Below are 23,003 nucleotides of genomic sequence, written 5' to 3'. Positions count from 1 at the left end.
TAGGGATAAATCAGGTGCTATACAAGCCCCTTATGTCGTGATACTCCTTTTAGGACACAACATAAAAAGCATAAGCAACTGTCGGGCAGGAATATGAAACCATCTCTCAGGCGCTCAACCGCAGCGCTGCTGGCATCGTCATTGTTATTAACCATTGGTCGGGGGGCAACGCTGCCGTTTATGACCATTTATCTCACGCGCGTCTACAGCATGAGCGTTGAGAATATTGGTTATGCCCTGACGATTGCGCTGACCATCGGCGTAGTGTTCAGCCTGGGATTTGGCATTCTTGCCGATAAGTTTGATAAAAAGCGCTACATGCTGATCGCGATCGTGGCCTTCATCGCCGGATTTGTCGCGATCCCGCTGGTCGATAACGTCACGCTGGTGGTACTGTTCTTTGCGCTGATCAACTGCGCCTATTCCGTCTTTTCGACGGTGCTGAAGGCCTGGTTCTCCGACGTGCTCACCACGAGCCAGAAAGCGCGCGTCTTCTCGCTTAACTACAGCTTCCTGAACATTGGCTGGACGATCGGGCCGCCGATTGGCACCCTGCTGGTGATGTACAGCCTGCAGCTGCCGTTCTGGCTGGCGGCCTTCTGCGCCGCGCTGCCGCTCGGATTCATCCATTTCTTCGTGCAGAAAAGCGTTGCGCTGGATACCGCAGAGGAGAAGATGCCCTGGCAGCCGTCGGTGCTGCTTAAAGACCGCGCGCTGTTCTGGTATACGCTCTCTGGCCTGCTCGCGTCATACGTGGGCGGATCGTTCGCCAGCTGCATTTCGCAGTATGTTCTGGCCGCCCATGCCGATAGCGATTTTGCGCAGAAGGTCGTTGCCGTGGTACTGCCCGTCAACGCCGCCGTGGTGGTGACGCTGCAGTACGCGCTGGGCCGCAAGATCTCTGCCAGCAATATTCGCCCGCTGATGACCCTCGCCACCCTGTTTTTTATCGTGGGGCTGGGGGGATTTATGGTCTCTGGAGAAAACCTGGTTTACTGGGGCATCGCTGCCGCCATATTTACCCTGGGTGAGATTATCTATGCACCGGGCGAATATATGCTGATCGACAACATTGCCCCGCCGGGAATGAAGGCAAGCTATTTCTCCGCTCAGGCGCTGGGCTGGCTCGGCGCGGCGGCAAACCCGATGATCACCGGTATTATTCTGACCAACCTGCCGCACTGGTCGTTATTTGTCATCATGATGGTCGCCATCGTCATTGCGTGGCTGATGATTTTGCGTGGGATGAGCGTGAAGGCGTGGTGCGAGTCACCGAAGGTGGCGTAGCGCTTCCAGGCCGGGTGAGGCGTAGCCGCCACCCGGCAATAAAGCATCAGTGGTGCAGCATTTCTTCTACCACCTGCTCTTTGTACATCTCATTCGGATAATAGGTCGGCCAGTTATCCATCTCTTTCAGCAGCGCCTCGTGGGAGGTGTTGCCCATGAAAATGTGGAAATGGGAAGAGGCCTTCGGCGCGATGGTGTGGTCGCTGAACTGAACAAACTTCGGCGCCTTGCTGCCGGCGTCCTTACATTCAAACAGATAGCGAACGCCTTTTTTGCCCGATGCGTAGGTCAGTATTTTGTAGCCGCTGTAATCATACTGACAGCGGCTGACCGCTTTGCCTTTATGAAATTCCATCACGTTGTTTTCGATGCCGATGGCATCCACGTCCGTTGCATATCCCTTACGGTAGTACGCTTTCACCTCGTCATAGGTTTTGCTTTTGTCCTTCTGCGCTTTCTGTTTAAACACCGGATCCAGCGAACCGTCCAGCAGGAACGGATAGACCGACTGCCAGGTCCCGTCCCAGTCTGACAGCGCTCTGTCCTTGACGTCCTTATCCTCAAACACGCCGTTTGCCGCCCGCTGTTCCGCTTCGGTCATCTGATGGCCGTGCGAGTGAGCAAACAGCTGGCCGCTGACCAGCAGCGCCCCCAGAGTCATGGCAAATTTTCCAATATGTGCAGCCAAAGTAACGCCCTCATTCCGTTTTATAAGAATGATAATGTTATAATATAACATTTCAAATCGCAACCAGGCCGCGCACGCCCTCCTGCTCCATGTTTTCGCCTCGCCCGCGCTGGATAATGGTGCCGCGGGACATCAGCAGGTAGCTGTCGGCCAGCTCGGCGGCAAAGTCGTAAAACTGTTCGACAAGCAGGATCGCCATGTCGCCTCGGTTCGCCAGGGTGCGGATCACCTGGCCGATCTCTTTGATCACCGACGGCTGTATGCCTTCGGTCGGTTCGTCCAGAATCAGCAGCTGCGGACGGCTCGCCAGGGCGCGGCCAATCGCCAGCTGCTGCTGCTGTCCACCGGAGAGATCGCCCCCGCGACGATGCTTCATCTCTTTAAGCACCGGAAACAGCTGCCAGATCTCATCCGGGACCTGCTTCGCCTCGCGGGCGGAAAATCGTGATAGCCCCAGCAGGAGGTTCTCCTCCACGGTCAGGCGCGGGAAAATCTCGCGGCCCTGCGGGACGTACGCCACGCCAGACTGCACCCGCTGGTGCGGCCTGCTGTGGGTGATCTTTTTACCCTGCCAGATGACGTCCCCGGTTTTCGCCGGGATCAGCCCCATCAGACACTTCAGCAGCGTGGTTTTCCCGACGCCGTTGCGCCCCAGCAGGCAGGTGACTTCTCCGGTGACGGCCTCAAAACTCACGCCGCGCAGGATATGGCTACCGCCGTAGTACTGATTCAGTTCGTTAACCTGTAACATCATCGCTCCTTAGCGCCCCAGATAGACCTCAATCACCTGCTCGTTGGCCTGCACCTCGCGAAGCGAACCTTCCGCCAGCACGCGTCCCTGATGCAGCACCGTGACGTGGTCGGCGATAGTCTCAACAAAGCCCATATCGTGCTCCACCACCATCAGGGAATGTTTACCCGCCAGCGTTTTGAACAGCTCGGCGGTGTATTCGGTTTCCGCGTCGGTCATCCCGGCGGCCGGTTCATCCAGCAGCAGCAGGTGCGGGTCCTGAACCAGCAGCATACCGATCTCCAGAAACTGTTTTTGTCCGTGCGAAAGTAGCCCGGCGCGGCGGTCGCGCTCGCTGCTAAGGCGCAGCAAAACCAGCATCTCATCAATGCGGTCGCGCTGTTCACCGTTGAGTTTTGCCCGCAGGCTCGCCCAGACGGATTTATCAGTTTTCATGGCGATCTCCAGGTTTTCCCACACCGTCAGCGCTTCAAAAACCGTGGGCTTCTGGAATTTACGCCCGATCCCCTGGCGGGCAATGGCCGCAGGCTCCAGCGCGGTCAGGTCGATGGACTGATCGTAAATCGCCCTGCCGCTCTTTGGCCGCGTTTTGCCGGTGATGACGTCCATCAGCGTGGTTTTACCGGCGCCGTTAGGGCCAATCACGCAGCGCAGCTCGCCCACGCCGATATTCAGCGAGAGATCGGTCAGGGCCTGAAATCCATCAAAATTGACGTTAATGGCCTCAAGCTGCAGCACCGGGTCGGTCTGTTCACGGTAACGATCGCCCGGCAACTGGCGGGTAAATAACCCTTCGGCTGGCTGCATTATTTCTCTCCCTTTCGAAACAGACCGTAGACGCCGCGCGGTAAAAACAGCGTGACGGCGATGAAAATCAGCCCCAGGAACAGCTGCCAGTATTCCGGCATCGCGACGGTGAAGAAGCTCTTGGCGCCGTTTACCAGCGCCGCGCCAATCACCGGCCCGACCAGCGTGCCGCGCCCGCCCAGCGCCACCCAGATCGCGGCTTCAATCGAGTTGGTCGGCGACATTTCGCCAGGGTTGATAATGCCCACCTGCGGGACGTACAGCGCCCCCGCCAGGCCGCACAGCACGGCAGAAAGCGTCCATACCAGCAGCTTGAACCCGCGCGGATCGTAGCCGCAAAACGTCAGGCGGTTTTCGGCGTCGCGAACGGCGGTCAGGATGCGCCCAAACTTGCTCTTCGCCAGGGCAAATCCGGTGCCCAACGCCAGAATCAGCAACAGCACGGTCGCCAGAAACAGCGCGATACGGGTGGTCGTTTCCGTCACCGAAAACCCGAGCAGCGTGGTGAAGCCGGTAAAGCCGTTATTGCCGCCAAAACCGGTTTCGTTGCGAAAGAACAGCAGCATGCCGGCATAGGTCAGCGCCTGGGTCATAATCGAGAAATAGACCCCTTTGATCTTTGAGCGGAAGGCGAACCAGCCGAACACCAGCGCCAGCAGGCCCGGTACCATCACAATCAGCACCAGCGCCCAGGCAAAATGCTGGGTTCCCCACCAGAACCACGGCAGTTCGCTCCAGGAGAGAAACGACATAAACGCGGGAAGACCTGCACCCGCGGCCTGGCGCATCAGGTACATGCCCATCGCGTAGCCGCCCAGAGCGAAGAAGATACCGTGCCCAAGAGAGAGCATCCCGGCGTAGCCCCACACCAGATCCAGCGCCACCGCAACGATGGCATAGCAGAGGATCTTGCCAATCAGCGTCAGCATCCAGGTCGACAGCGCCAGCGGATGCGTCGCAGGCAGTAAGGCGAAAAACGGTAATATCAGCAGACACACCACCAGCAGGCTGCCTGCAAGTTGCGTTGTGCGCGGCGCTTTGCGCGCCAGCGTTAAGGTCAGCGGCTGGCTCATCAGTCAATCACCCTCCCTTTCAGCGCAAACAGCCCCTGAGGGCGTTTCTGAATAAACAGCACGATCGCCACCAGAATCACGATCTTGCCCAGGACCGCCCCCATCTGCGGTTCAAGAATTTTATTGAAAATACCCAGACCAAACGCCGCAGCCACACTGCCTGCCAGCTGCCCTACGCCACCGAGAACGACCACGAGGAAGGAATCAATAATGTAGCCCTGGCCCAGCTCCGGCCCGACGTTACCGAGCTGCGATAGCGCCACGCCGCCTAACCCGGCAATCCCTGATCCAAGCCCAAACGCCAGCATATCGACGCGACCTGTCGGTACCCCGCAGCAGGCGGCCATGCTGCGGTTCTGCGTCACCGCGCGCACGTTCAGCCCCAGACGGGTTTTATTCAGAATGAGCCAGGTAAAGAACAGCACCAGCAGCACGAAGCCCAGCACCACGATGCGGTTCCACGGCAGCGTCAGGTTGGCAAAAACCTGCACCCCGCCGGACAGCCATGCCGGGTTGGCCACCTCCAGGTTCTGGGCGCCAAACGTCATGCGCACCAGCTGGATGAGCATCAGGCTGATCCCCCACGTTGCCAGCAGCGTTTCCAGCGGGCGACCGTACAAATGGCGGATCACGGTGCGCTCCAGCACCATTCCGATGCCCGCCGTCAGGCAGAACGCGACCGGAAGCGCGATAACGGGATAGAGCGCCAGCCACTGTGGCGCAAGCCCGGCCATCGCCTGCTGCACCATCCAGGTGGCATACGCCCCCAGCATCAGCATCTCGCCGTGCGCCATATTGATGACGCCCAGCAGGCCGTAGGTGATAGCAAGCCCCAGCGCTGCCAGCAGCAGCACCGACCCCAGGGAGAGCCCCATAAACGCCTGGCCCAGCAGATCGCCCCACATCAGTCGATGCTGGATCTGGCTAAGACTCTCCTGTGCGGCGGCGCGCACCCCGGCATCCGGCTCTGTCTGTGCCTGGGTAAACGGGGTAAGTCTGGACTCAACGTCCGGATCGTCGGACTGCCCTAATAATTCGACGGCCTTGCGGCGCACTTCTGCCTGCGGGCTGGAGAGCTGGAGATTCGCCACCGCCAGTAATAGCGCCTGACGTGCCACCGCGTCCGTTTCATCGTTTACCCGCTTTTCCAGAAAAGCGAGCATTCCGGGCTGGGCATCCCGCTGAAGCTGACGAGCCGCCGCCCGCCTTTCGGTGACACTGTCACTCACAAGCTGATGCGTAGCGATGGCCGTGGCGGCCAGCACACGCAGCCGGTTGGTCAAACGAACGGCTTTGGCTGCCCCTTCGATCGACTTAGCGTCACCGAGCGACACCATTTGACCGCTGCGCTGCGCAAAGGCGTGCTTTTGACTGTCGGTATAGAGATTTTCTTTTTGCAGTGCCTGCAGCAGCGGCAGCCTCGCGGCGTCCGGTGCTTCGGCCCACTGCGTCAGCAACTCCGCCTGCTGGCTGCGGCTGGCGGCAACAAAACGATCGGCATCCGATGCCTGCGCCATCCCTGGCAGCAGTCCGGAAAGCCATACAAGAGCGATGAACATGCGCATGGCGTTCATGACGTTTCTCCCTGGTGATGGCTTAGTTGCTGGCGGTTTTCATCGGCTGGTCGGGCTTTTTATCGTTTCCGGCGATGAACGGGCTCCACGGCTGGGCGCGCACCGGCTGTTCCGTCTGCCACACCACGTTGAACTGACCGTTGCCTTCGATTTCGCCGATCATGACCGGCTTATGCAGATGGTGGTTGGTGGCATCCATGGTGAGCGTGAAGCCTGACGGCGCCTTAAAGGACTGGCCGGCCATCGCCGCACGCACTTTATCCACGTCGGTAGTACCCGCTTTTTCCACCGCCTGCGCCCACATATGGATCCCCACGTAGGTAGCTTCCATCGGGTCGTTGGTCACCACGGTATCGGCATTCGGTAGCTTGTGCGCTTTGGCATAGGCTTTGTAATCCGCCACGAAGGCCTGGTTGGTCGGGTTATCCACGGATTCAAAGTAGTTCCACGCCGCGAGGTTGCCAACCAGCGGTTTGGTGTCGATCCCGCGCAGCTCTTCTTCTCCCACGGAGAACGCCACCACCGGCACGTCGGTCGCCTTCAGACCCTGGTTAGCCAGCTCTTTGTAGAACGGAACGTTGGAATCGCCGTTGATGGTCGACACCACGGCGGTTTTACCCCCCGCAGAGAATTTCTTGATGTTGGCGACGATGGTCTGGTAGTCGCTGTGACCAAACGGGGTATAAACCTCCTCGATGTCCTTATCCTCCACCCCTTTCGAATGCAGGAACGCGCGCAGGATCTTATTGGTGGTGCGCGGGTAAACATAGTCCGTGCCCAGCAGGAAGAAGCGCTTCGCCGCGCCGCCGTCTTCACTCATCAGGTATTCCACCGCCGGGATGGCCTGCTGGTTCGGCGCCGCGCCGGTATAGAAGACGTTTGGCGACATCTCTTCGCCTTCATACTGCACCGGATAGAACAGCAGACCGTTCAGCTCCTCGAAGACCGGCAGCACGGATTTGCGCGATACCGACGTCCAGCAGCCGAATACCACCGCCACTTTATCCTGACTTAACAGCTGGCGCGCCTTCTCGGCAAACAGCGGCCAGTTTGAGGCGGGATCCACCACCACCGGCTCCAGTTTTTTACCCAGCACGCCGCCTTTCGCGTTGATCTCGTCGATGGTCATCAGCGCGACGTCTTTCAGCGGCGTTTCGGAGATGGCCATGGTGCCGGAAAGAGAATGCATGATCCCCACTTTGATGGTCTCGGCCGCCTGCACGCCAAAACTCATTCCCATCGCCACGACGGACGCGGATAACGCAAAGGCTTTTAATAAGGTACGACGCTGCATATTTTCACTCCTGAAAAAGAACGCTGTGCGAAAACGTCCGTTACGGCGTGGACGCGGAAAAAATGTGTCAGCGAAGCAGGAGCAAAAAGGATGCCAGAATGAAGGAAGCGCTATTTCAGGAGGGGGAACGCAGGATGTAAAGAGAACGACTCAGAATGGCACAGCGCTGCACTTTTATAATGCAGCGCTGTGGAAGAGGCTTTACCAGACTTCGCTGGCGATCTGCGTGACCAGACGGACTTTGTCCCACTGCTGGGATTCACTCAGGCTGTTGCCCTCTTCGGTAGAGGCAAAGCCGCACTGCGGGCTGAGGCATATTTGCTCTTTTGCCACGTATTTTGCCGCCTCTTCCAGACGGGCTTTAATCCCCTCCGGGTTCTCCAGCTCACCGTTTTTCGTGGTGATAAGGCCGAGCACCACCTGCTGCTTGCCCGGGCGAATGAAGCGCAATGGCGCGAAATCACCGCTGCGGTCGTTATCGTATTCAAGGAAGAACGCGTCAACGTTGACCGTCCCGAACAGCACTTCCGCCACGGGCTCATAGCCGCCTTCGGAAATCCAGGTTGAACGGAAGTTACCGCGGCATACGTGCAGGCCGATGGTCAGATCTTCCGGCTTGCCTTCCAGCGCCTTGTTCAGGACGCGGGCATAGATGCGTGCCAGCTCATCGGCATCATCGCCGCGCTCGCGGATCTGACGGCGCTGGTCGTCCGAACAGAGATAGGCCCAGACGGTGTCGTCCAGCTGCAGGTAACGGCAGCCCGCGTCGTAAAATGCGCGGATGGCGTCGCGCCAGGTGGTCGCCAGATCGTCGAAATAGTCATTTAGATCCGGGTACACCGTCGCATCGATGTCTTTGCGCCCGCCGCGGAAATGGAGCACGCTGGGGCTGGGAATGGTCATCTTCGGCTGAGCATTGCCGCTGATGCTTTTCAGGTAGCGGAAATCTTCAAGCATCGGATGGTCGCCAAAGCCCAGCTTGCCGGTCACGCGCACGCCGTGGGCTTTGGTTTGTACCCCGTTGAACTGAATGCCCTGCTGCGAATCGTAACGCTCAACGCCCTGCAGACCGTCGAAGAAGTCGAAGTGCCACCAGGCACGACGAAATTCACCGTCGGTGACCACATGCAGGCCGCACGCACACTGCTGCTCAACGACGTGGCGGATGGCATCATCCTCTACCGCGCGAAGCTGTCCGGCGTCAATTTCGCCGCTGGCGAACTTCAGGCGAGCCTGTTTGATGGCATCCGGGCGTAAGAAACTGCCGACTACATCGGCGCGGTACGGGGCATGGTGTCGTTGCATGAAAATCTCCTCAGTCTGCCGGCGATAATTGCCAGCAGTGATAATTCATCATTTGAAGTTTTAGACTTCTGGATGTCTAAATGTCCAAAAACAATGTCATACCTCACTGGCGCCGGCAAACGAGAAAATTTCACGGGTGTTGAAAAAAATTCACGTTCACAGCGCGACGGCAGTTTCGCTGCTGGCAAAGGCGAACTTTTCATCCTCCCATCCGGTGATCCCCCCGAGCATGATTTTGACCGGCAGCCCGAGGCGCGCAAGCTTGAGCGCGGCTCTGTCCGCGCCGTTACAGTGCGGCCCTGCGCAGTAAACGACGAACAGCGTGCCTTCAGGCCATTCGGCCATGCGCTCGGCGGTAATCTGGCTCCGCGGCAGGTGCAATGCGCCAGGTACGTGACGGCGGGCAAACTGCTCCGGGCTCCCCACTACGTGCAGCAGCACGAAGTCCTGCTCATTATTGGCGATGGCATGGTGCACATCCGCGCAGTCGGTCTCAACGCTCAGGCGGCGCAGAAAATGGGTAACGGCTTCCTGCGGCTCGGCGGCCGGAAATTCAGTAACATAGCTCATGATCCTTCCTCATCTTTGGCGTTTGTGTTAACACTACTCTATCCACAAATTCAGCCCGTGAATGCGTTCGCTTATGCCAGAAAACAGCAAAAAGATGACAAACTTAAGACAAATTGCCCGCCCGCAGGTGGTGGTGCTGGCATATGACGGTCTGTGTACCTTTGAGTTTGGCGTGGCGGTGGAGATCTTCGGCCTGCCGCGTCCCGAGCTGGGCGATGAATGGTATCGTTTTGCCGTGGCGAGCGTGGACAGCGGTGAACTTCGGGCAACAGGCGGGATCCGCATCGTTACCGATGGTGATTTAAGCCTGCTTGCGTCTGCGGACCTGATTGTGGTTCCCGGCTGGCGGGGGATAGATTCACCGGTTCCGGACGCGCTCTGCGAGGCACTACGCCAGGCCAGCGCGCGAGGATGCCAGCTGTTCTCCATCTGCTCGGGAGTGTTTGTGCTGGCCGCAACGGGGCTATTGAACGGCCGCAAAGCCACGACGCACTGGCGCTACATTGACGCGCTGAAAGTCCGCTACCCTGACATCGACGTGGTTGAGGATGTACTCTACCAGGACGAAGGCGATATTCTGACGTCCGCTGGCAGCGCGGCGGGAATCGATCTCTGTCTGCACGTTGTGCGGCGGGATTATGGCATGGAAACAGCAAACAGCGTGGCGCGTCGGCTGGTCATTCCCCCTCACCGGGATGGTTCACAGCCACAGCAGCTGACCCGCCCGGTGGCGCAGCTGCGGGAAAGCCAGCGTCTCGGCCAGCTGTTTGATTTTCTGCACACGCATCTTATCGAGGCGCACAGCGTCGACTCCCTCGCGCGTCGGGTCGGAATGAGCCAGCGCACCTTCCTTCGTCGCTTCGAGGCGGCAACGGGGACGACGCCCGCACGCTGGTTAATCAATGAGCGCCTGCTGAGAGCAAAAGATTATCTGGAAAGCAGCCGGTTAAGCATCGACAGCATCGCTGAACAGACCGGGTTTGGTCAGGCGTCGACACTGCGTCATCATTTTCGCCAGCAGTTCGCGCTTTCCCCGGCTCAGTATCGCAAACAATTTTCACGTCCGGGTACTGCACGCTGAGGCGTCAGTTTAAGGGTTACACTGGCACACGGAGCACCTGATGGTCACTACACACGTTTTTATCGCGGTTAGTCTTGATGGTTACATCGCCCGACAGAATGACGATATCGACTGGCTGCTGCAGCGCGACGATCCGGCGGAAGATCATGGTTATGAGGCGTTCATCGCGGACAAAGACTGCATCGTGATGGGACGAGGGAGTTATGAGAAGGTACTGACCTTTGACGCATGGCCTTACGATCGTCCCGTGCTGGTGCTCTCGCGACGGCTTGCCGATACGCCCGTGCCGGAGGCGCTGAGGGGCAAAGTGCAGTTCTCATCCCGCACGCCAAAGGAGGTGCTTGACGAACTCGCTACGCAGAACGTTCATCGCGTCTATCTTGATGGCGGACAGGTGATCCAGTCGTTCCTGCGCGAAGGACTTGTAGCCGATATGGTGATCACGATCGTACCTGTACTGCTCGGGGAGGGAAAACCGCTGTTCGGAACGTTGTCCCGGGATATTGATTTGACACTGGTATCAAGCCGCAGCTTCCCTTCGGGCCTGGTGCAGTCGCATTATCGCCTGACGCCATAACCCTATCGCAACGGTCTGCGCAAAAAAAACCGCCAAAAAATGGCGGTAAATGCTTGCATGGATAGATTTGTGTTTTGGTCTCTACGTCCCGACACTCCATGGCCGAGCAGCGGATCTCACACAATCTAACACCTGTTGTCTTAACGAACGCTAAACAACCTTATTAACCAGTATGGGTATTGATCTGCAAATAACGCATAAGGCCCTGCTCAGCGCTCTGTTTTGCATCGTCATTAATGGCTTCCAGATAAAAGGAGCGAGCGACACCATAAGGTGCTTTTTCAGAGGGATACACCGCAAACTGGAATGTTTTTCCTCTCGCCTGATGAGTGCAGTCTAATTCCCAACGCTGATCGTTCACTTTTTTGCTGGCGCAGGCAACGCTACCATAATCGCTGGTTAAATAAGAACCAACGCGAATTTCTGCAGATTGAATATATTCTGGTTCGTCATTACCTGCATAACGAACCCCTGCAGCGGCTCCAACAGCCACTGCCAGAAGCGCAAGCGCTATTATTTTTTTCATTTATAAATGACCTGTTCCTTAGCCTAAGATTACTATTATATAAGATTAATCCGTAATGCATACCTCCAATTGTGGACCAGAAATGGTAGTTTACAAAGATTAAGATGTTTTTAGGAACTGTCCTAACCGCTATTTCGAACGCACATTATTTGACATTTTCTTTGCGCTAATTTTAATCATTGAATAATAACCCTAAGAAATAATCGACATGATTATTCCGCATTGTTTTTCAGCGGTGAATCCATGATTAAAAAAGGGTTATCTTTCGTCATGCTTATTTGTGCGCTGTTTTCAGGCCAGCTTATGGCCGGACACAAAGGACACGAATATTTATGGGTCAAGAATGTAGGGCATCAGCTTCGTCATGAAGCCGACAGCGATGAGTTGCGAAGCGCTGCAGAAGAGTCGGCGGAGGGTTTGCGCGAACACCACCTGTGGCAGAAGTCGCGCAAACCGGACACGCACGTTCGGTAATTAGCTGCCCTTGCGTTTTGGCAGGGTTTTCATCAGATCGTCCGGACTGACGGACGCCACAATACTGCCGGGCTGCGGCATTTTGAAGATGTGGTTTTTCATCTTGCCAATCACATGCATTTCGCAAGGACGGCAGTCGAACTTGAGGGTCAGAACTTCATCGCCGTTTACCAGCTGCATGGGGGTTGCCTTCCAGCTCTTAATATTCCCTTTTGCCTGCTTAGGACACAGGTTAAACGCAAAGCGCAGGCAGTGCTTGGTGATCATCACCGGCACATCGCCCTTCTCTTCATGCGCTTCATAGGCTGCGTCGATCAGCTGCACGCCGTGGCGATGATAGAATTCACGCGCTTTATGGTTATAAACGTTGGCCAGGAAGGATAAATGTGTCTCCGGGTATACGGGTGCAGGAACGGCTTCCGCTTTTCGGCTAGCGCGCGGATACTGTGCCAGGCGCGCGGCATCCAGCATCTCTGCCGTTTCACGACGGAACTGGTTAAGCAGGCTGTTTGGCACAAATAGCGCGTCTGGCAGATTCACGTCGATAGCGCGCGCGTAGTAAATCGTCTGGCCCAGCTTCGCCACGCCATCCTTCAGGCTGTTAAGCGCTTTTTCCGCGTTGTTTGCCACCTCGAAAAGGCCATCGAGCGTATGCGTCACGCTAATTCCGTCTTCGCAGGTCATCGTCAGAATCAGCTGCTCTTCCCAGCCGCCCAGCTCAATATCCACGGCGATACGGCGTTCGCTGGAGGTTTTCAGCAGCGCCTGCTGCCAGTTATGATCGAGGTTACGGTTAAGGGCCGCGTTCGGCCGCGCCTTGTAGAGATCGGCGGGCATTTCATTCGGCCAGACGCGGTAGCGGTTCTCGCCGGTTTTCTCGACCGTATTGGCACGGAAGCCCACGACCTCACGCTTAATCATCACGTTAAGGCCATCGCCGTTCGCCAGCGGTTCCGTCACTTCGACATCAAGGTGATCTTTCGCCACTTTCAGCACTTCGCCCACCGGTAAACCGATAAACTTCGGTGAGTCGAACGCGCCGATATCCCCTTTACGGGCATTCACAAAATAGTCCGTGCTGCCACGGTGGAACGTTTTGTCCGTCGACGGAATAAAGAAATGCTCGGTGCGGCCGGCCGACGCGCGCGCCAGGTCGCCGCGATCTTCGATAATGGCGTCCAGCATCTGGCGATAGTGCGCGGTGATGTTTTTCACGTAGCTCATATCTTTGTAGCGCCCTTCAATCTTAAAGGAACGCACGCCCGCGTCGATCAGCGCGCCCAGGTTGGCCGTCTGATCGTTATCCTTCATGGAGAGCAGGTGTTTTTCGAACGCCACAACGCGGCCCCGATCGTCTTTCAGGGTATACGGCAGACGGCAGGCCTGAGAACAGTCGCCGCGGTTGGCGCTGCGGCCCGTCTGCGCGTGGGAAATGTTGCACTGACCGGAGTAAGCCACGCACAGCGCACCGTGAATAAAGAATTCAATCGTCGCGTCTGTCGCCTGGTGAATATCGCGGATCTGATTCAGGTTCAGCTCTCGCGCCAGAACGATCTGCGAAAAGCCGACGTCGGAGAGAAACTTCGCCTTCTCGACCGTGCGGATATCGCACTGGGTACTGGCATGCAGTTCAATGGGCGGAATATCCAGCTCCAGAACGCCCATGTCCTGAACGATCAGGGCATCCACCCCGGCCTGGTAGAGATCGGTAATCAGACGTTGCGCAGGCTCCAGCTCATCATCATGCAGAATGGTGTTCAGGGTCACGAACACTTTCGCCCCGAAACGGTGGGCGAACGGCACCAGTTCAGCTATATCGCTCAGGCTGTTGCTGGCGTTATGGCGGGCACCGAAGCCAGGGCCGCCAATGTAGACGGCGTCAGCGCCATGAAGGATCGCTTCACGGGCAATGGCGGCGTCGCGGGCCGGGCTTAAAAGTTCAAGATGATGGGATTGCAGGCGCATACTTCGTCGTTATCCGTTATGGTCAAAATGGCGGCTATTGTAGTCAGAAGTATGCGTCAGCGAAACAGTTTTGCGTAGCGTCAGCGGGGATAATGAATCAGGGAGTGAAAATGCACCGTCCGGTCGCTGCTGTTGCGGTAGGCGTGCGGTTTATCGCCGGCGAAACGGACGCCCGAATCGGCAGAAATCGTCTGCCACGTGCCGTTAAGCTTCATCTCCAGCTCGCCGCTGACCACCACCACATGTTCAATCACCCCGGCCTCATGCGGCGTGGATTCACTGAGCGCGCCGGGTGCCAGGGTAATGGAGAAATAATCAAACCCGAGCGTCTCGTCCCACGGAAAGAGCGGTTTGACCACCATCGCCTGCTGCTGCGGGTCAAACACCGCCTGCCGGTCCGCCTCTGGCGTGATGAACGCGGAAAACGGCACGTTCAGCCCGGTGGCTATTTTCCACAGCGTCGACACCGTCGGGCTGGATTCATTGCGCTCGATTTGCCCCAGCATCGCTTTTGACACGCCGGTCTCGTCCGCGAGCTTCGACAAACTCCAGCCGCGCGCCTGGCGCAGCGTTTTCAGCGTTGTTGCAAGGTGTAGTGTGATGTCCATGGTCCCTCCTGATGGCGATCAGCATACCACTTGTACGCTATAGCGCACAGTGTTACCTTATGTTGGACGTTATAACGCACAACGGAGTTTTCATGCGCCCTTCCTCTCACCTTGTTCCAGTCGCACTGGCTGGATTTGTCGCCGTGCTGGTCGGTTACGCCAGCTCGGCCGCCATCATCTGGCAGGCCGCCGCGGCGGCTGGTGCCAGCGCACAGCAGATCGCAGGCTGGATGACCGCGCTGGGGATTGGGATGGGCGTCAGCACGCTGACGCTTTCCTGGTGGTACAAAGCGCCGGTACTGACCGCCTGGTCAACGCCCGGCGCGGCGCTGCTCGCCACCAGCCTGCACGGCGTGACGTTGCCGGAAACGATCGGCGTGTTCATCTTTGCTAATGCGCTCATTTTACTTTGCGGCATCACCGGGCTCTTCGCCCGTCTGATGAGGCTGATCCCCCATTCGCTTGCTGCCGCCATGCTGGCAGGCGTGTTGCTGCAGTTTGGCCTGCACGCGTTTGCGCACCTGGAGGGTCACTTTCTGCTGTGCGGCAGCATGATTGCGGCGTGGCTGTTGGCAAAAGCGCTGGCGCCGCGCTATGCCATCGTGGTCACGCTGCTGGTTGGCGGTATCGTGGCATGGGCGGGAGGTGACGTTGTCACTGATAAACTCGCGTTCTCCCTTGTGATGCCCGAGTTTATTGCGCCCACGTTCACCTTCACCAGCCTGGTGAGTATTGGCGTGCCCTTCTTCCTGGTCACCATGGCATCGCAAAACGCGCCGGGATTCGCCACGATGAAGGCCTCCGGTTACCCGCTGGCGGTCTCGCCGCTCATCATCGTTACAGGAGCGCTGGCGCTGCTGTTTTCCCCTTTTGGCGTCTTTTCTATCTGTATCGCAGCCATTACTGCCGCCATTTGTCAAAGCCCGGATGCGCACCCGGATCCCGCAAAACGCTGGCTGGCGGCCATCGCAGCCGGAGGATTTTATCTGCTGGCGGGGATTTTCGGCGGCTCGATTACCGGGCTGATGGCCGCTCTGCCGCTCAGCTGGATCCAGACGCTCGCCGGTCTGGCGCTGCTGGGCACCATCAGCGGGAGTTTATATCAGGCACTTAGCCATGAGGCGGAGCGCGACGCGGCCATCGTCACGTTCCTGATGACCGCGAGCGGCGTCACGATCCTGGGCATCGGTTCGGCATTCTGGGGGCTGGTGCTGGGCGGCGTGTGCTATGCCCTGTTTTCACGCGCTCGCCGCGCGTAGCTGCGAAGGCGTCATGCCCGTCGCGCTGCGAAAGCGGTTGCTGAAGTGGCTGGCGGAGTTAAACCCACAGGCAAGGGCGATGTCCGTCAACGGCGTCGCCGTGTTCTGCACCAGCGCCTTCGCTTTTTCCATTCTTCTCTGCATCACGTACTGATGCGGCGCCAGCCCCGTCGACTGGCGGAACATGCGGGCAAAATGGTATTCGCTGAGGGCGGCCTGCGCCGCCAGTTCAGCCAGCGTCAGGGGTTGCCCGAGGTTCTCTTCAATAAAGGCCAGCACGTTGCGCAGCACGAATGGCGATAGCCCGCCGGTGACGACCGGCAGCTTCCACTGAACGTTTGAGTAGTTTTGCAGCAGATGGGTCAGGAGCAGCGTAGAGGCCGTGCTCAGGGTGAGCTGGTTGGCGTGCTGCTGCCAGTCGCAGCCGAGCAAAAACTGGCGATAAAGCGCGGTGATCTTCGGATCGCTACCAAAAATGCGCTCGTCCAGCGTCAGCGAAAGCGGGCGCTTGTCCCAGATCTTTTCCCCCACGTCGCGCAGGTGTTCATCGGTGCAGTACAGATGCACAAACGACAGGTCGTCACGGATATCCCACGTCGATTCGCTCTCTTTTGGCATCAAGCAGAAGCGATCCGGCCCCCCGCCGTTCTTCCAGCCGCCCGGCGTTTTTTGATAGCTTTCGTAGCCATCCGCCACGTACAGGCTCAGGGTATGGTGGTTACTTTTTACCGTTATCGTATCGTGCTTGTTGTACCACGCTGCCAGCTGAATGCCCGAATTCAGCGAGACGGTTTCCCGCAGGACCGCATTCTGTTGGCAAAGCGTTTCAAAGGTATCGTAAGCGTGAGACATGACCGTAAGCGCGTGATTGACTGGAATATCAGTCTAAGAAGAGTTGTCTCCCGTTGCCAGCCCCCGGGAAAGAAAAAAGCGCAAGATTTTGCAAGTCGACCGCAAGCCGGTGAAAGCCCCTGACCGATCTCGGCGCCATACTGCGGGCTTCCGTGGTTTGAGAAGAGAAAAAGTATGAACGCATTATTATACGGACTGGTGGTGGTCATCTGGGGAACCACCTGGATTGCGATTTTCCTGCAGCAGGGTCCCGTAGCGGCGCCCGTCTCGATTTTCTGGCGTTTCGCCGTCGCCAGCCTCACGATGATGGTGGTGTTAATCGCCCTGCGCCGTCTGCGCAAGCTGGCGCTGCGGGATCACCTTTTTTGTATCCTCCAGGGATGCTGCGTTTTCTGCTTTAACTTCTGGTGTTTTTACGCCGCAGCCTCGCACATCAACACCGGGCTGGAATCGGTGATCTTCTCCATGGCCGTGCTCTATAACGCCATTAACAGCTTTATTTTCTTCGGGCAGCGCCCGCCCGCGCGTTTCTGGACGGCGGCAGCACTGGGCCTGACTGGGATCGTCACCCTCTTCTGGGACGATCTGCTGGCCAGCGGCTGGAGCGCGTCGCTCCTGACCGGGATTGGCCTCTCCGCGCTCGGCACCTACGGCTTCTCGCTGGGCAATATGATCAGCATGCGTCACCAGCGCAGAGGACTTGAAACCATGACCACCAACGCCTGGGCGATGCTCTACGGCACGCTGGTGATGGGCTGCATTGCCCTGTTCAGAGGCGACAGCTTCGCGCCAGAGTGGACCGTCAGCTACGTTGGCGCGCTGCTCTATCTGGCTGTATTTGGTTCGGTGATTGCGTTTGGCGCCTATTTCACGCTGGTGGGGCGCATCGGTCCGGGCAAAGCGGCCTACAGTACGCTGCTCTTCCCGCTGGTGGCGCTGACCATCTCCACGGTGTATGAAGGCTACGTCTGGCATATCAACGGTATCGTGGGATTAGTGCTGATTCTGGGGGGAAATATGGTGATGTTTACCAAACCAGAAACCTGGTTCAGACGCTTACGAATGGCGTAAATAAAAAGGCCTGCATTACGCAGGCCGTTTTATTTTATTTCGCGGTCTTTTTCACATCAAACATGGTGGCGTCCGTCGCCATGTCATCAACTACCTGCTTCAGCGTCGCAAAGGTCATCGGCGTACTTTCGTTGTTCAGATCTTTACCTTCGCCTTTACGCACCACCTTCATGACCGGTTTGTTGGTGGCCGCATCGATCAGCTCGCCTTCAAAGAAGAGATGCGTGTCCATGGTGCGATGCCCGGTTGCCATCTGCGTACCCGCTACTACCAGCGCGACCGGCACCACTTCATAGAACTGCAGACCCTCTTTCTGCGAACTCACCCCGGTAATTGCACCGCGGAAAATCAGGCTGTGTTTACCCGGCGTGGTCACAATTGGCTTACGGGTACCAATAGCGGTTTTCATTTTGTTATTGGTGTAATTCAACAGCTCATCAAGCGTTTTTTGACCAATTTGTGTGGTCGTGACCTGCCCCCACGATTAGATACAACACTCAGTTAGTAACGTCGGAATCTTCATTCTCAGAATGACCCTTTCTCCAGCCCGCTGCAAATTCAGACGGTGTCTGATAATTCAGCGTGGAGTGCGGGCGGCATTCGTTATAATCCTGCCGCCAGTCATTAATAATTTTCCTGGCATGAACGATATCGCTGAACCAGTGCTCATTCAAACATTCATCGCGAAATCGTCCGTTAAAGCTCTCAATAAATCCGTTCTGCGTTGGCTTGCCCGGCTGGATTAAGCGCAACTCAACACCATGCTCAAAGGCCCATTGATCCAGTGCACGGCAAGTGAACTCCGGCCCCTGGTCAGTTCTTATCGTCGCCGGATAGCCTCGAAACAGTGCAATGCTGTCCAGAATACGCGTGACCTGAACGCCTGAAATCCCAAAGGCAACAGTGACCGTCAGGCATTCCTTTGTGAAATCATCGACGCAGGTAAGACACTTGATCCTGCGACCGGTGGAAAGTGCGTCCATGACGAAATCCATCGACCAGGTCAGATTGGGCGCCGCCGGACGGAGCAGCGGCAGACGTTCTGTTGCCAGCCCTTTACGACGTCTTCTGCGTTTTACGCCCAGGCCACTGAGGTGATAAAGCCGGTACACGCGCTTATGATTAACATGAAGCCCTTCACGGCGCAGCAACTGCCAAATACGACGGTAGCCAAAACGCCTGCGCTCCAGTGCCAGCTCAGTGATGCGCCCTGATAAATGCGCATCAGCAGCCGGACGGTGAGCCTCATAGCGGCAAGTCGACAGGGATAAACCTGTAAGCCTGCAGGCACGACGTTGCGACAGACCGGTCGCATCACACATCAACATCACGGCTTCCCGCTTCTGGTCTGTCGTCAGTACTTTCGCCCAAGAGCCACCTGAAGCGCCTCTTTATCCAGCATGGCTTCGGCAAGCAGCTTCTTGAGTCTGGCGTTCTCTTCCTCAAGCGACTTCAGGCGCTTAACTTCAGGCACCTCCATACCGCCATACTTCTTACGCCAGGTGTAAAACGTGGCATCGGAAATGGCATGCTTGCGGCAGAGTTCACGGGCGGGTACCCCAGCTTCGGCTTCGCGGAGAATACTGATGATCTGTTCGTCGGAAAAACGCTTCTTCATGGGGATGTCCTCATGTGGCTTATGAAGACATTACTAACATCGGGGTGTACTAATCAACGGGGGGCAGGTCATGACGGTATCAGATAGTTTCTGTTTGCTGACAAAGCTATCGTGAGTAGGTGCATTAAAATAGTATTGATATGTCAGAAACCCACAAACAACGATCAATAAAATCGTTGTGAGTAAACAATGAAGCCGTTTAATAACCGTGTTTCTTTGCATATTCAATCCCTTGACTTATCCAAAACTGATCGTGAGGATCATCCCCATATGGCGGTTTTTGATACCAGTGTCCCCATTTCTTTTTGGAGGTTTTAGCTCTTTCCTGCGCCCATCCTGCCCCCATCAATAACGTTTCTGATGGTATCCCGGCAGCATAGCCAGCCGAACCATAATTGAAGTTCCCAAAGTTCGCTAACTCAGGGTGTCCCTGCTTGTAATCCCATGGCCCCTTATTTCTTACTTTTTGATAAAACCAAAGATAGGTTGTAGGAATAGCCATATTTCTACTCATACCATGCGCTCTTGCAATCCTCATGTTTGCTAATGCAAGCGCGATTCCTTCTTTTGGTAACAAAGGTATAACAGCCATATTAACCATTCTTTTCACAAGGATATATGACCGCGTATCGTACACTTTTGCGATAGTAAAAAAGATATCTGTTTCGAGACAAATGACTGAAAAATAACCGATTAAGATATTAACCGCATTAAAAATCAAAGAAATTTAGGCTGCGCCCTGCGGTTCGGGCATCAGCCTGATTCGCCCGGCGGCGCTACGCTTGCACGGGCCTACAAGGAAGCTTTGCACAATGTAGGCCGGGTAAGCGCAGCGCCACCCGGCAAGAAAGACGGTGCGTTCGTTTACTCCAGCGCCAGCAGCGCAAAGCTCGCCAGCCAGTGCCCGCCGCTGTAGTGGCTGCCGACCACATGCTCTACGCTTGCGGCCAGATGCTTCGTCACCGCCTCGCGCAGCGCTGGTTGTGCCGGATGGTTAACAGGGAGGGCTCTGGCAATATGCTTCATGCACCAGGCGCGGCTGAGGTTTAATCCGTCCAGATGGGCAATTTTCGGGTCGGTACGGTCGCTCACTTCCGCCGGGTTCATCAGTGCCGTAACGGCGCCCACCTCCGGGAGAAACGCGTCAAACCAGGCCGGGAAGCTCTCCGACACTTTGCTCATCAGCAGCGCCTCCGTCAGCCCCCCGGAAATATACTCATCACCGCCGGGCTCGTAGTGGGCCGGATAACGCGTGTCGGCGAGATAAAACCGCTCCGCCGCCGTCACAATCGCCTGTTCGAGCCCGCTGTCTTCCACGGCTCGCGCGTAATCGAGCGCCAGCGCCAGGGCAAACGCGGTGTTGTAGTGCGTCCCGACGCGGATCGGATAGGTGAGCTTGCCGAGATAATCCACCAGCCTGTCGCGAATATCCTGGGTTAAAGGCTCCAGCGTTTGATACCAGCCTGCGGCCTGCGGCAGCGACGACTGCTTTAGCTCCTGGGCCAGCGCCAGCAGCCAGCCGTAGCCATACGGGCGCTCAAACGAGGCGCGGAACGGCGCGGTGAAATAGGCCAGCTCCTTCGCCACGTTCTCTTCGGTCAGATGCTCGTCGACAAGCGCGACGATCGCGTCCCGGCACGGCAGCGCCGGGTAGAGGCGCACGCAGCGCAGCAGCAGCCAGTAGCCGTGTACCGCCGAGTGCCAGTCAAAACAGCCATAGAAAACCGGGTGCAGCTCGCGCGGCGGCAGAACGTCGCCATCATCATTCAGCAGGTGCATGATGTGGTTAGGGTATTCCTGGCGCAAATAGGTCAAAGGCATGCGGGCAAACGCGTCAGCCTGATGTTGCGTTAATTCCATAACAGCTCCTTAGCGAAACACGAGGAAATACATGAGGAACACGTTCACCACCAGCAGGGTTAACGCGGTCGGGATCTGGATCTTGATCACCTGATATTTGTCTTTCAGCTCCAGCAGCGCGGCGGGAACGATATTGAAGTTCGCGGCCATCGGCGTCATCAGCGTGCCGCAGTAGCCCGCGTACATGCCAATTGCCAGCAGCGGCGCCGGGTTGCCGTGATGCACGTTGATCAGAAACGGCAAGGCGATCCCCGCGCTCAGCACCGGGAAGGCCGCAAACGCATTCCCCATAATCATGGTAAACAGCGCCATCCCCACGCAGTAAATCACCACCAACATAAAGCGGTTATCCGGGTTAACGAACAGGCTCACCACCTTCTGCACCGAATCACCGGTGTTGGCCGCTACGAACACGCCGCCGAGCATGGCGAGCATTTGCGGCAGGATCACCGCCCAGCCGATGGTATCGACAAGACGACGAGACTGACGAATGGCGTGCAGCGGCGTGCCTTTGGTCAGCCACCAGCCGGTGAGGATCGCCGCGACGCAGGCCACGCACAGCGCCGCGAGGGTGAGCTGCTTCTGGTCGAGAAGATAAACGCCGCCAATCGACACGCCCTTCAGGAACAGCGTCCCGATAACCGTCACCACCGGGATCATCAGCGCGGGCAGAAATAGCCAGTTTTTAAGGCGGTTTGACGACGCGAGACGTTCGTCTTCGGTGGACATTTTATAGTGCCCTTTCCCGACGAGACCAAACCCCGCCAGCAGCGCGATAGCGATAACGCCCCCGCCGATAATCCGGTACGCCAGCGATTTGCCCAGCTCCTGAACCATCAGATCGCCAAACAGGAAGATCCCGCCGAATAAAAACCAGAACAGCGCCGTGGTAAAACGCTTCGGATTGGCGCGATCGCGCAGGGTCATCACAACCAGCAGCATCACGACGAAGCCGATCAGGTAGTACACGCGGTTAATGGTAATAAGCGTCATCATTGCGCGGCCTCCTGCGTGTCCTGCTCAGCACGCCAGGCCATCACGTCGCGACGGATGCTGGCATCGAGGCGCAGCAGGCGCGTCATATGAATAACCAGTGCCGCGATGGCGGTTGGGATAGCCCACAGACCGATATGCAGCGGTTCGATGCCCGGAATACCGTTTTCTTTCAGGAACGCGTCGATCAGCAGCACCGCCCCGAAGGCAATAAAGATATCTTCCCCAAAGAAGACCGCGATGTTGTCGCACGCGGCGGCATGGGCTTTGATTTTGTCGCGGATGTGCTGCGGCAGCTCGCCGTATTCGTTCAGCGCCGCTCCTTCGGCCATCGGCGCCAGCAGCGGGCGCACCGTCTGAGCATGACCGCCCAGCGACATCAGCCCCAGCGCGGCGGTGCCTTCACGGGCGACAAAATAGAGCATCAGAATTCGCGCCGAGGTGGCGCTGGCGATCTTCGCCACCCAGGCCTGGGCACGCTCCTTGAGCCCGTAATATTCCAGCAGACCAATCACGGGCAGGATCAGAATGAAGGTCGCCAGCGATCGGCTATTCACGAACTTTTCGCCAAAGGTCTCCAGCAGCATCCCGAAATCCATACCGACCAGCAGACCCGTTGCCAGCCCCGCCACCACGACCACCAGCAGCGGGTTGAAGCGCAGTGCAAAACCAATAACCACGATCGGTATCCCGATCAGCGGCAACAGCGTAGTACCGTCCATAACGTTTACCCTATCGAAAGTGAGCGTTGCGCGCCGACGGCTATTTTT

General features: G+C 57.2%; 23 protein-coding genes and 1 pseudogene. 6 read left to right on the top strand and 18 right to left on the bottom strand.

The features are described 5' to 3' along the window. Nucleotides 1-93: 93 nt before the first annotated feature. The gene (gene ydeE, locus AC1VYI_RS12675) at nucleotides 94-1,287 is read left to right on the top strand and encodes an efflux MFS transporter YdeE (RefSeq protein ID WP_045354945.1); all 1,194 of its coding nucleotides are present in this window, start codon (nucleotides 94-96) and stop codon (nucleotides 1,285-1,287) included. A 46-nt stretch (nucleotides 1,288-1,333) separates the two neighbouring features. Here ydeE and zinT read toward each other — a convergent pair whose 3' ends face one another. The 8 genes from zinT to AC1VYI_RS12635 form a co-directional block, all read right to left on the bottom strand. Next, nucleotides 1,334-1,975 (bottom strand): metal-binding protein ZinT, encoded by a 642-nt coding sequence (gene zinT / locus AC1VYI_RS12670; RefSeq protein ID WP_045399385.1) that lies wholly within the window; start codon nucleotides 1,973-1,975, stop codon nucleotides 1,334-1,336. Nucleotides 1,976-2,027: 52 nt separating this feature from the next. Further along, the gene (urtE, locus tag AC1VYI_RS12665) at nucleotides 2,028-2,726 is read right to left on the bottom strand and encodes an urea ABC transporter ATP-binding subunit UrtE (protein WP_134867374.1); all 699 of its coding nucleotides are present in this window, start codon (nucleotides 2,724-2,726) and stop codon (nucleotides 2,028-2,030) included. 9 nt (nucleotides 2,727-2,735) lie between these two features. Further along, complete coding sequence (gene urtD / locus AC1VYI_RS12660; RefSeq protein ID WP_023311769.1) at nucleotides 2,736-3,533, bottom strand: urea ABC transporter ATP-binding protein UrtD; 798 nt, start codon at nucleotides 3,531-3,533, stop codon at nucleotides 2,736-2,738. Then, nucleotides 3,533-4,606, bottom strand: a complete 1,074-nt coding sequence (gene urtC, locus AC1VYI_RS12655) for an urea ABC transporter permease subunit UrtC (RefSeq protein WP_134866240.1) — start codon at nucleotides 4,604-4,606, stop codon at nucleotides 3,533-3,535. Before urtC ends, urtD begins: the two co-directional genes overlap by 1 nt. Continuing rightward, nucleotides 4,606-6,180: an urea ABC transporter permease subunit UrtB gene (urtB, locus tag AC1VYI_RS12650; protein WP_059445501.1), complete on the bottom strand. Its 1,575-nt coding sequence runs from the start codon at nucleotides 6,178-6,180 to the stop codon at nucleotides 4,606-4,608. Before urtB ends, urtC begins: the two co-directional genes overlap by 1 nt. 22 nt (nucleotides 6,181-6,202) lie before the next feature. Continuing rightward, nucleotides 6,203-7,474 (bottom strand): urea ABC transporter substrate-binding protein, encoded by a 1,272-nt coding sequence (gene urtA, locus AC1VYI_RS12645; protein WP_023311766.1) that lies wholly within the window; start codon nucleotides 7,472-7,474, stop codon nucleotides 6,203-6,205. Nucleotides 7,475-7,675: 201 nt separating this feature from the next. Next, nucleotides 7,676-8,779 carry a cobalamin-independent methionine synthase II family protein gene (locus AC1VYI_RS12640; protein WP_047741843.1) on the bottom strand — a complete coding sequence of 368 codons (1,104 nt, stop codon included), beginning with the start codon at nucleotides 8,777-8,779 and terminating at the stop codon, nucleotides 7,676-7,678. Between the two features lie 156 nt (nucleotides 8,780-8,935). Further along, on the bottom strand, nucleotides 8,936-9,349 hold the full coding sequence (locus AC1VYI_RS12635; RefSeq protein WP_047741842.1) for a rhodanese-like domain-containing protein: 414 nt from the start codon (nucleotides 9,347-9,349) through the stop codon (nucleotides 8,936-8,938). Between the two features lie 73 nt (nucleotides 9,350-9,422). Here AC1VYI_RS12635 and ftrA point away from each other — a divergent pair, with 73 nt between their 5' ends. Further along, nucleotides 9,423-10,430, top strand: coding sequence for a transcriptional regulator FtrA (ftrA, locus tag AC1VYI_RS12630; protein WP_047741841.1), 1,008 nt, complete (start codon nucleotides 9,423-9,425; stop codon nucleotides 10,428-10,430). Between the two features lie 40 nt (nucleotides 10,431-10,470). Then, nucleotides 10,471-11,007, top strand: coding sequence for a dihydrofolate reductase family protein (locus AC1VYI_RS12625; protein WP_134866244.1), 537 nt, complete (start codon nucleotides 10,471-10,473; stop codon nucleotides 11,005-11,007). Nucleotides 11,008-11,170: 163 nt separating this feature from the next. On the opposite strand, the gene AC1VYI_RS12620 is transcribed toward AC1VYI_RS12625, so the two are convergent. Next, nucleotides 11,171-11,533: a hypothetical protein gene (locus AC1VYI_RS12620; protein ID WP_023311761.1), complete on the bottom strand. Its 363-nt coding sequence runs from the start codon at nucleotides 11,531-11,533 to the stop codon at nucleotides 11,171-11,173. A gap of 243 nt (nucleotides 11,534-11,776) precedes the next feature. On the opposite strand from AC1VYI_RS12620, the gene AC1VYI_RS12615 reads away from it, so the two are divergent. After that, nucleotides 11,777-12,007, top strand: a complete 231-nt coding sequence (locus AC1VYI_RS12615) for a DUF2554 family protein (protein WP_023311760.1) — start codon at nucleotides 11,777-11,779, stop codon at nucleotides 12,005-12,007. Here the strand turns inward: AC1VYI_RS12615 and AC1VYI_RS12610 are convergent, their stop codons facing one another. Both AC1VYI_RS12610 and AC1VYI_RS12605 read right to left on the bottom strand, forming a co-directional pair. Then, nucleotides 12,008-13,972 carry a peptidase U32 family protein gene (locus tag AC1VYI_RS12610; protein WP_023311759.1) on the bottom strand — a complete coding sequence of 655 codons (1,965 nt, stop codon included), beginning with the start codon at nucleotides 13,970-13,972 and terminating at the stop codon, nucleotides 12,008-12,010. An 80-nt stretch (nucleotides 13,973-14,052) separates the two neighbouring features. Further along, nucleotides 14,053-14,580 carry a helix-turn-helix domain-containing protein gene (locus AC1VYI_RS12605; RefSeq protein WP_134866246.1) on the bottom strand — a complete coding sequence of 176 codons (528 nt, stop codon included), beginning with the start codon at nucleotides 14,578-14,580 and terminating at the stop codon, nucleotides 14,053-14,055. A 59-nt stretch (nucleotides 14,581-14,639) separates the two neighbouring features. Between AC1VYI_RS12605 and AC1VYI_RS12600 the strand changes: the two genes are divergently transcribed. After that, on the top strand, nucleotides 14,640-15,839 hold the full coding sequence (locus AC1VYI_RS12600) for a benzoate/H(+) symporter BenE family transporter (RefSeq protein ID WP_134866248.1): 1,200 nt from the start codon (nucleotides 14,640-14,642) through the stop codon (nucleotides 15,837-15,839). On the opposite strand, the gene AC1VYI_RS12595 is transcribed toward AC1VYI_RS12600, so the two are convergent. Continuing rightward, entirely contained in the window at nucleotides 15,819-16,691 is an 873-nt protein-coding gene (locus AC1VYI_RS12595) for a helix-turn-helix transcriptional regulator (protein WP_032657103.1), read from the bottom strand. The two genes, AC1VYI_RS12600 and AC1VYI_RS12595, sit on opposite strands and share 21 nt — an antisense overlap. 174 nt (nucleotides 16,692-16,865) lie before the next feature. Here AC1VYI_RS12595 and AC1VYI_RS12590 point away from each other — a divergent pair, with 174 nt between their 5' ends. Beyond that, the gene (locus AC1VYI_RS12590) at nucleotides 16,866-17,762 is read left to right on the top strand and encodes a DMT family transporter (RefSeq protein ID WP_045354932.1); all 897 of its coding nucleotides are present in this window, start codon (nucleotides 16,866-16,868) and stop codon (nucleotides 17,760-17,762) included. Between the two features lie 34 nt (nucleotides 17,763-17,796). On the opposite strand, the pseudogene AC1VYI_RS12585 reads toward AC1VYI_RS12590, so the two are convergent. The 6 genes and pseudogenes from AC1VYI_RS12585 to AC1VYI_RS12560 all read right to left on the bottom strand — a co-directional run. Next, nucleotides 17,797-18,228: pseudogene (locus AC1VYI_RS12585) on the bottom strand (DUF3313 domain-containing protein); the annotation flags it as partial. 31 nt (nucleotides 18,229-18,259) lie between these two features. After that, a protein-coding gene (locus AC1VYI_RS12580) for an IS3-like element ISSen4 family transposase (protein ID WP_087451024.1) occupies nucleotides 18,260-19,380 on the bottom strand; the annotation gives its coding sequence in 2 pieces (ribosomal slippage) (nucleotides 18,260-19,122 and nucleotides 19,122-19,380; 1,122 coding nt in all). A gap of 199 nt (nucleotides 19,381-19,579) precedes the next feature. Continuing rightward, a complete protein-coding gene (locus AC1VYI_RS12575) occupies nucleotides 19,580-19,972 on the bottom strand; it encodes a polymorphic toxin type 44 domain-containing protein (RefSeq protein ID WP_032668456.1) in 393 nt (130 codons plus the stop codon). A 272-nt stretch (nucleotides 19,973-20,244) separates the two neighbouring features. Further along, nucleotides 20,245-21,240 (bottom strand): DUF2891 domain-containing protein, encoded by a 996-nt coding sequence (locus AC1VYI_RS12570; RefSeq protein WP_134866179.1) that lies wholly within the window; start codon nucleotides 21,238-21,240, stop codon nucleotides 20,245-20,247. A gap of 9 nt (nucleotides 21,241-21,249) precedes the next feature. Next, nucleotides 21,250-22,236 carry a DUF979 domain-containing protein gene (locus AC1VYI_RS12565; RefSeq protein ID WP_047741882.1) on the bottom strand — a complete coding sequence of 329 codons (987 nt, stop codon included), beginning with the start codon at nucleotides 22,234-22,236 and terminating at the stop codon, nucleotides 21,250-21,252. Beyond that, nucleotides 22,233-22,955 (bottom strand): DUF969 domain-containing protein, encoded by a 723-nt coding sequence (locus tag AC1VYI_RS12560; RefSeq protein WP_045399817.1) that lies wholly within the window; start codon nucleotides 22,953-22,955, stop codon nucleotides 22,233-22,235. Before AC1VYI_RS12560 ends, AC1VYI_RS12565 begins: the two co-directional genes overlap by 4 nt. Nucleotides 22,956-23,003 lie beyond the last annotated feature (48 nt).

This window comes from Enterobacter sp. QK-SA4 (assembly GCF_056856775.1).
The sequence above is the reverse complement of the archived record's forward strand: the minus strand, read 5'-3'. Positions and strand labels throughout refer to the sequence as shown.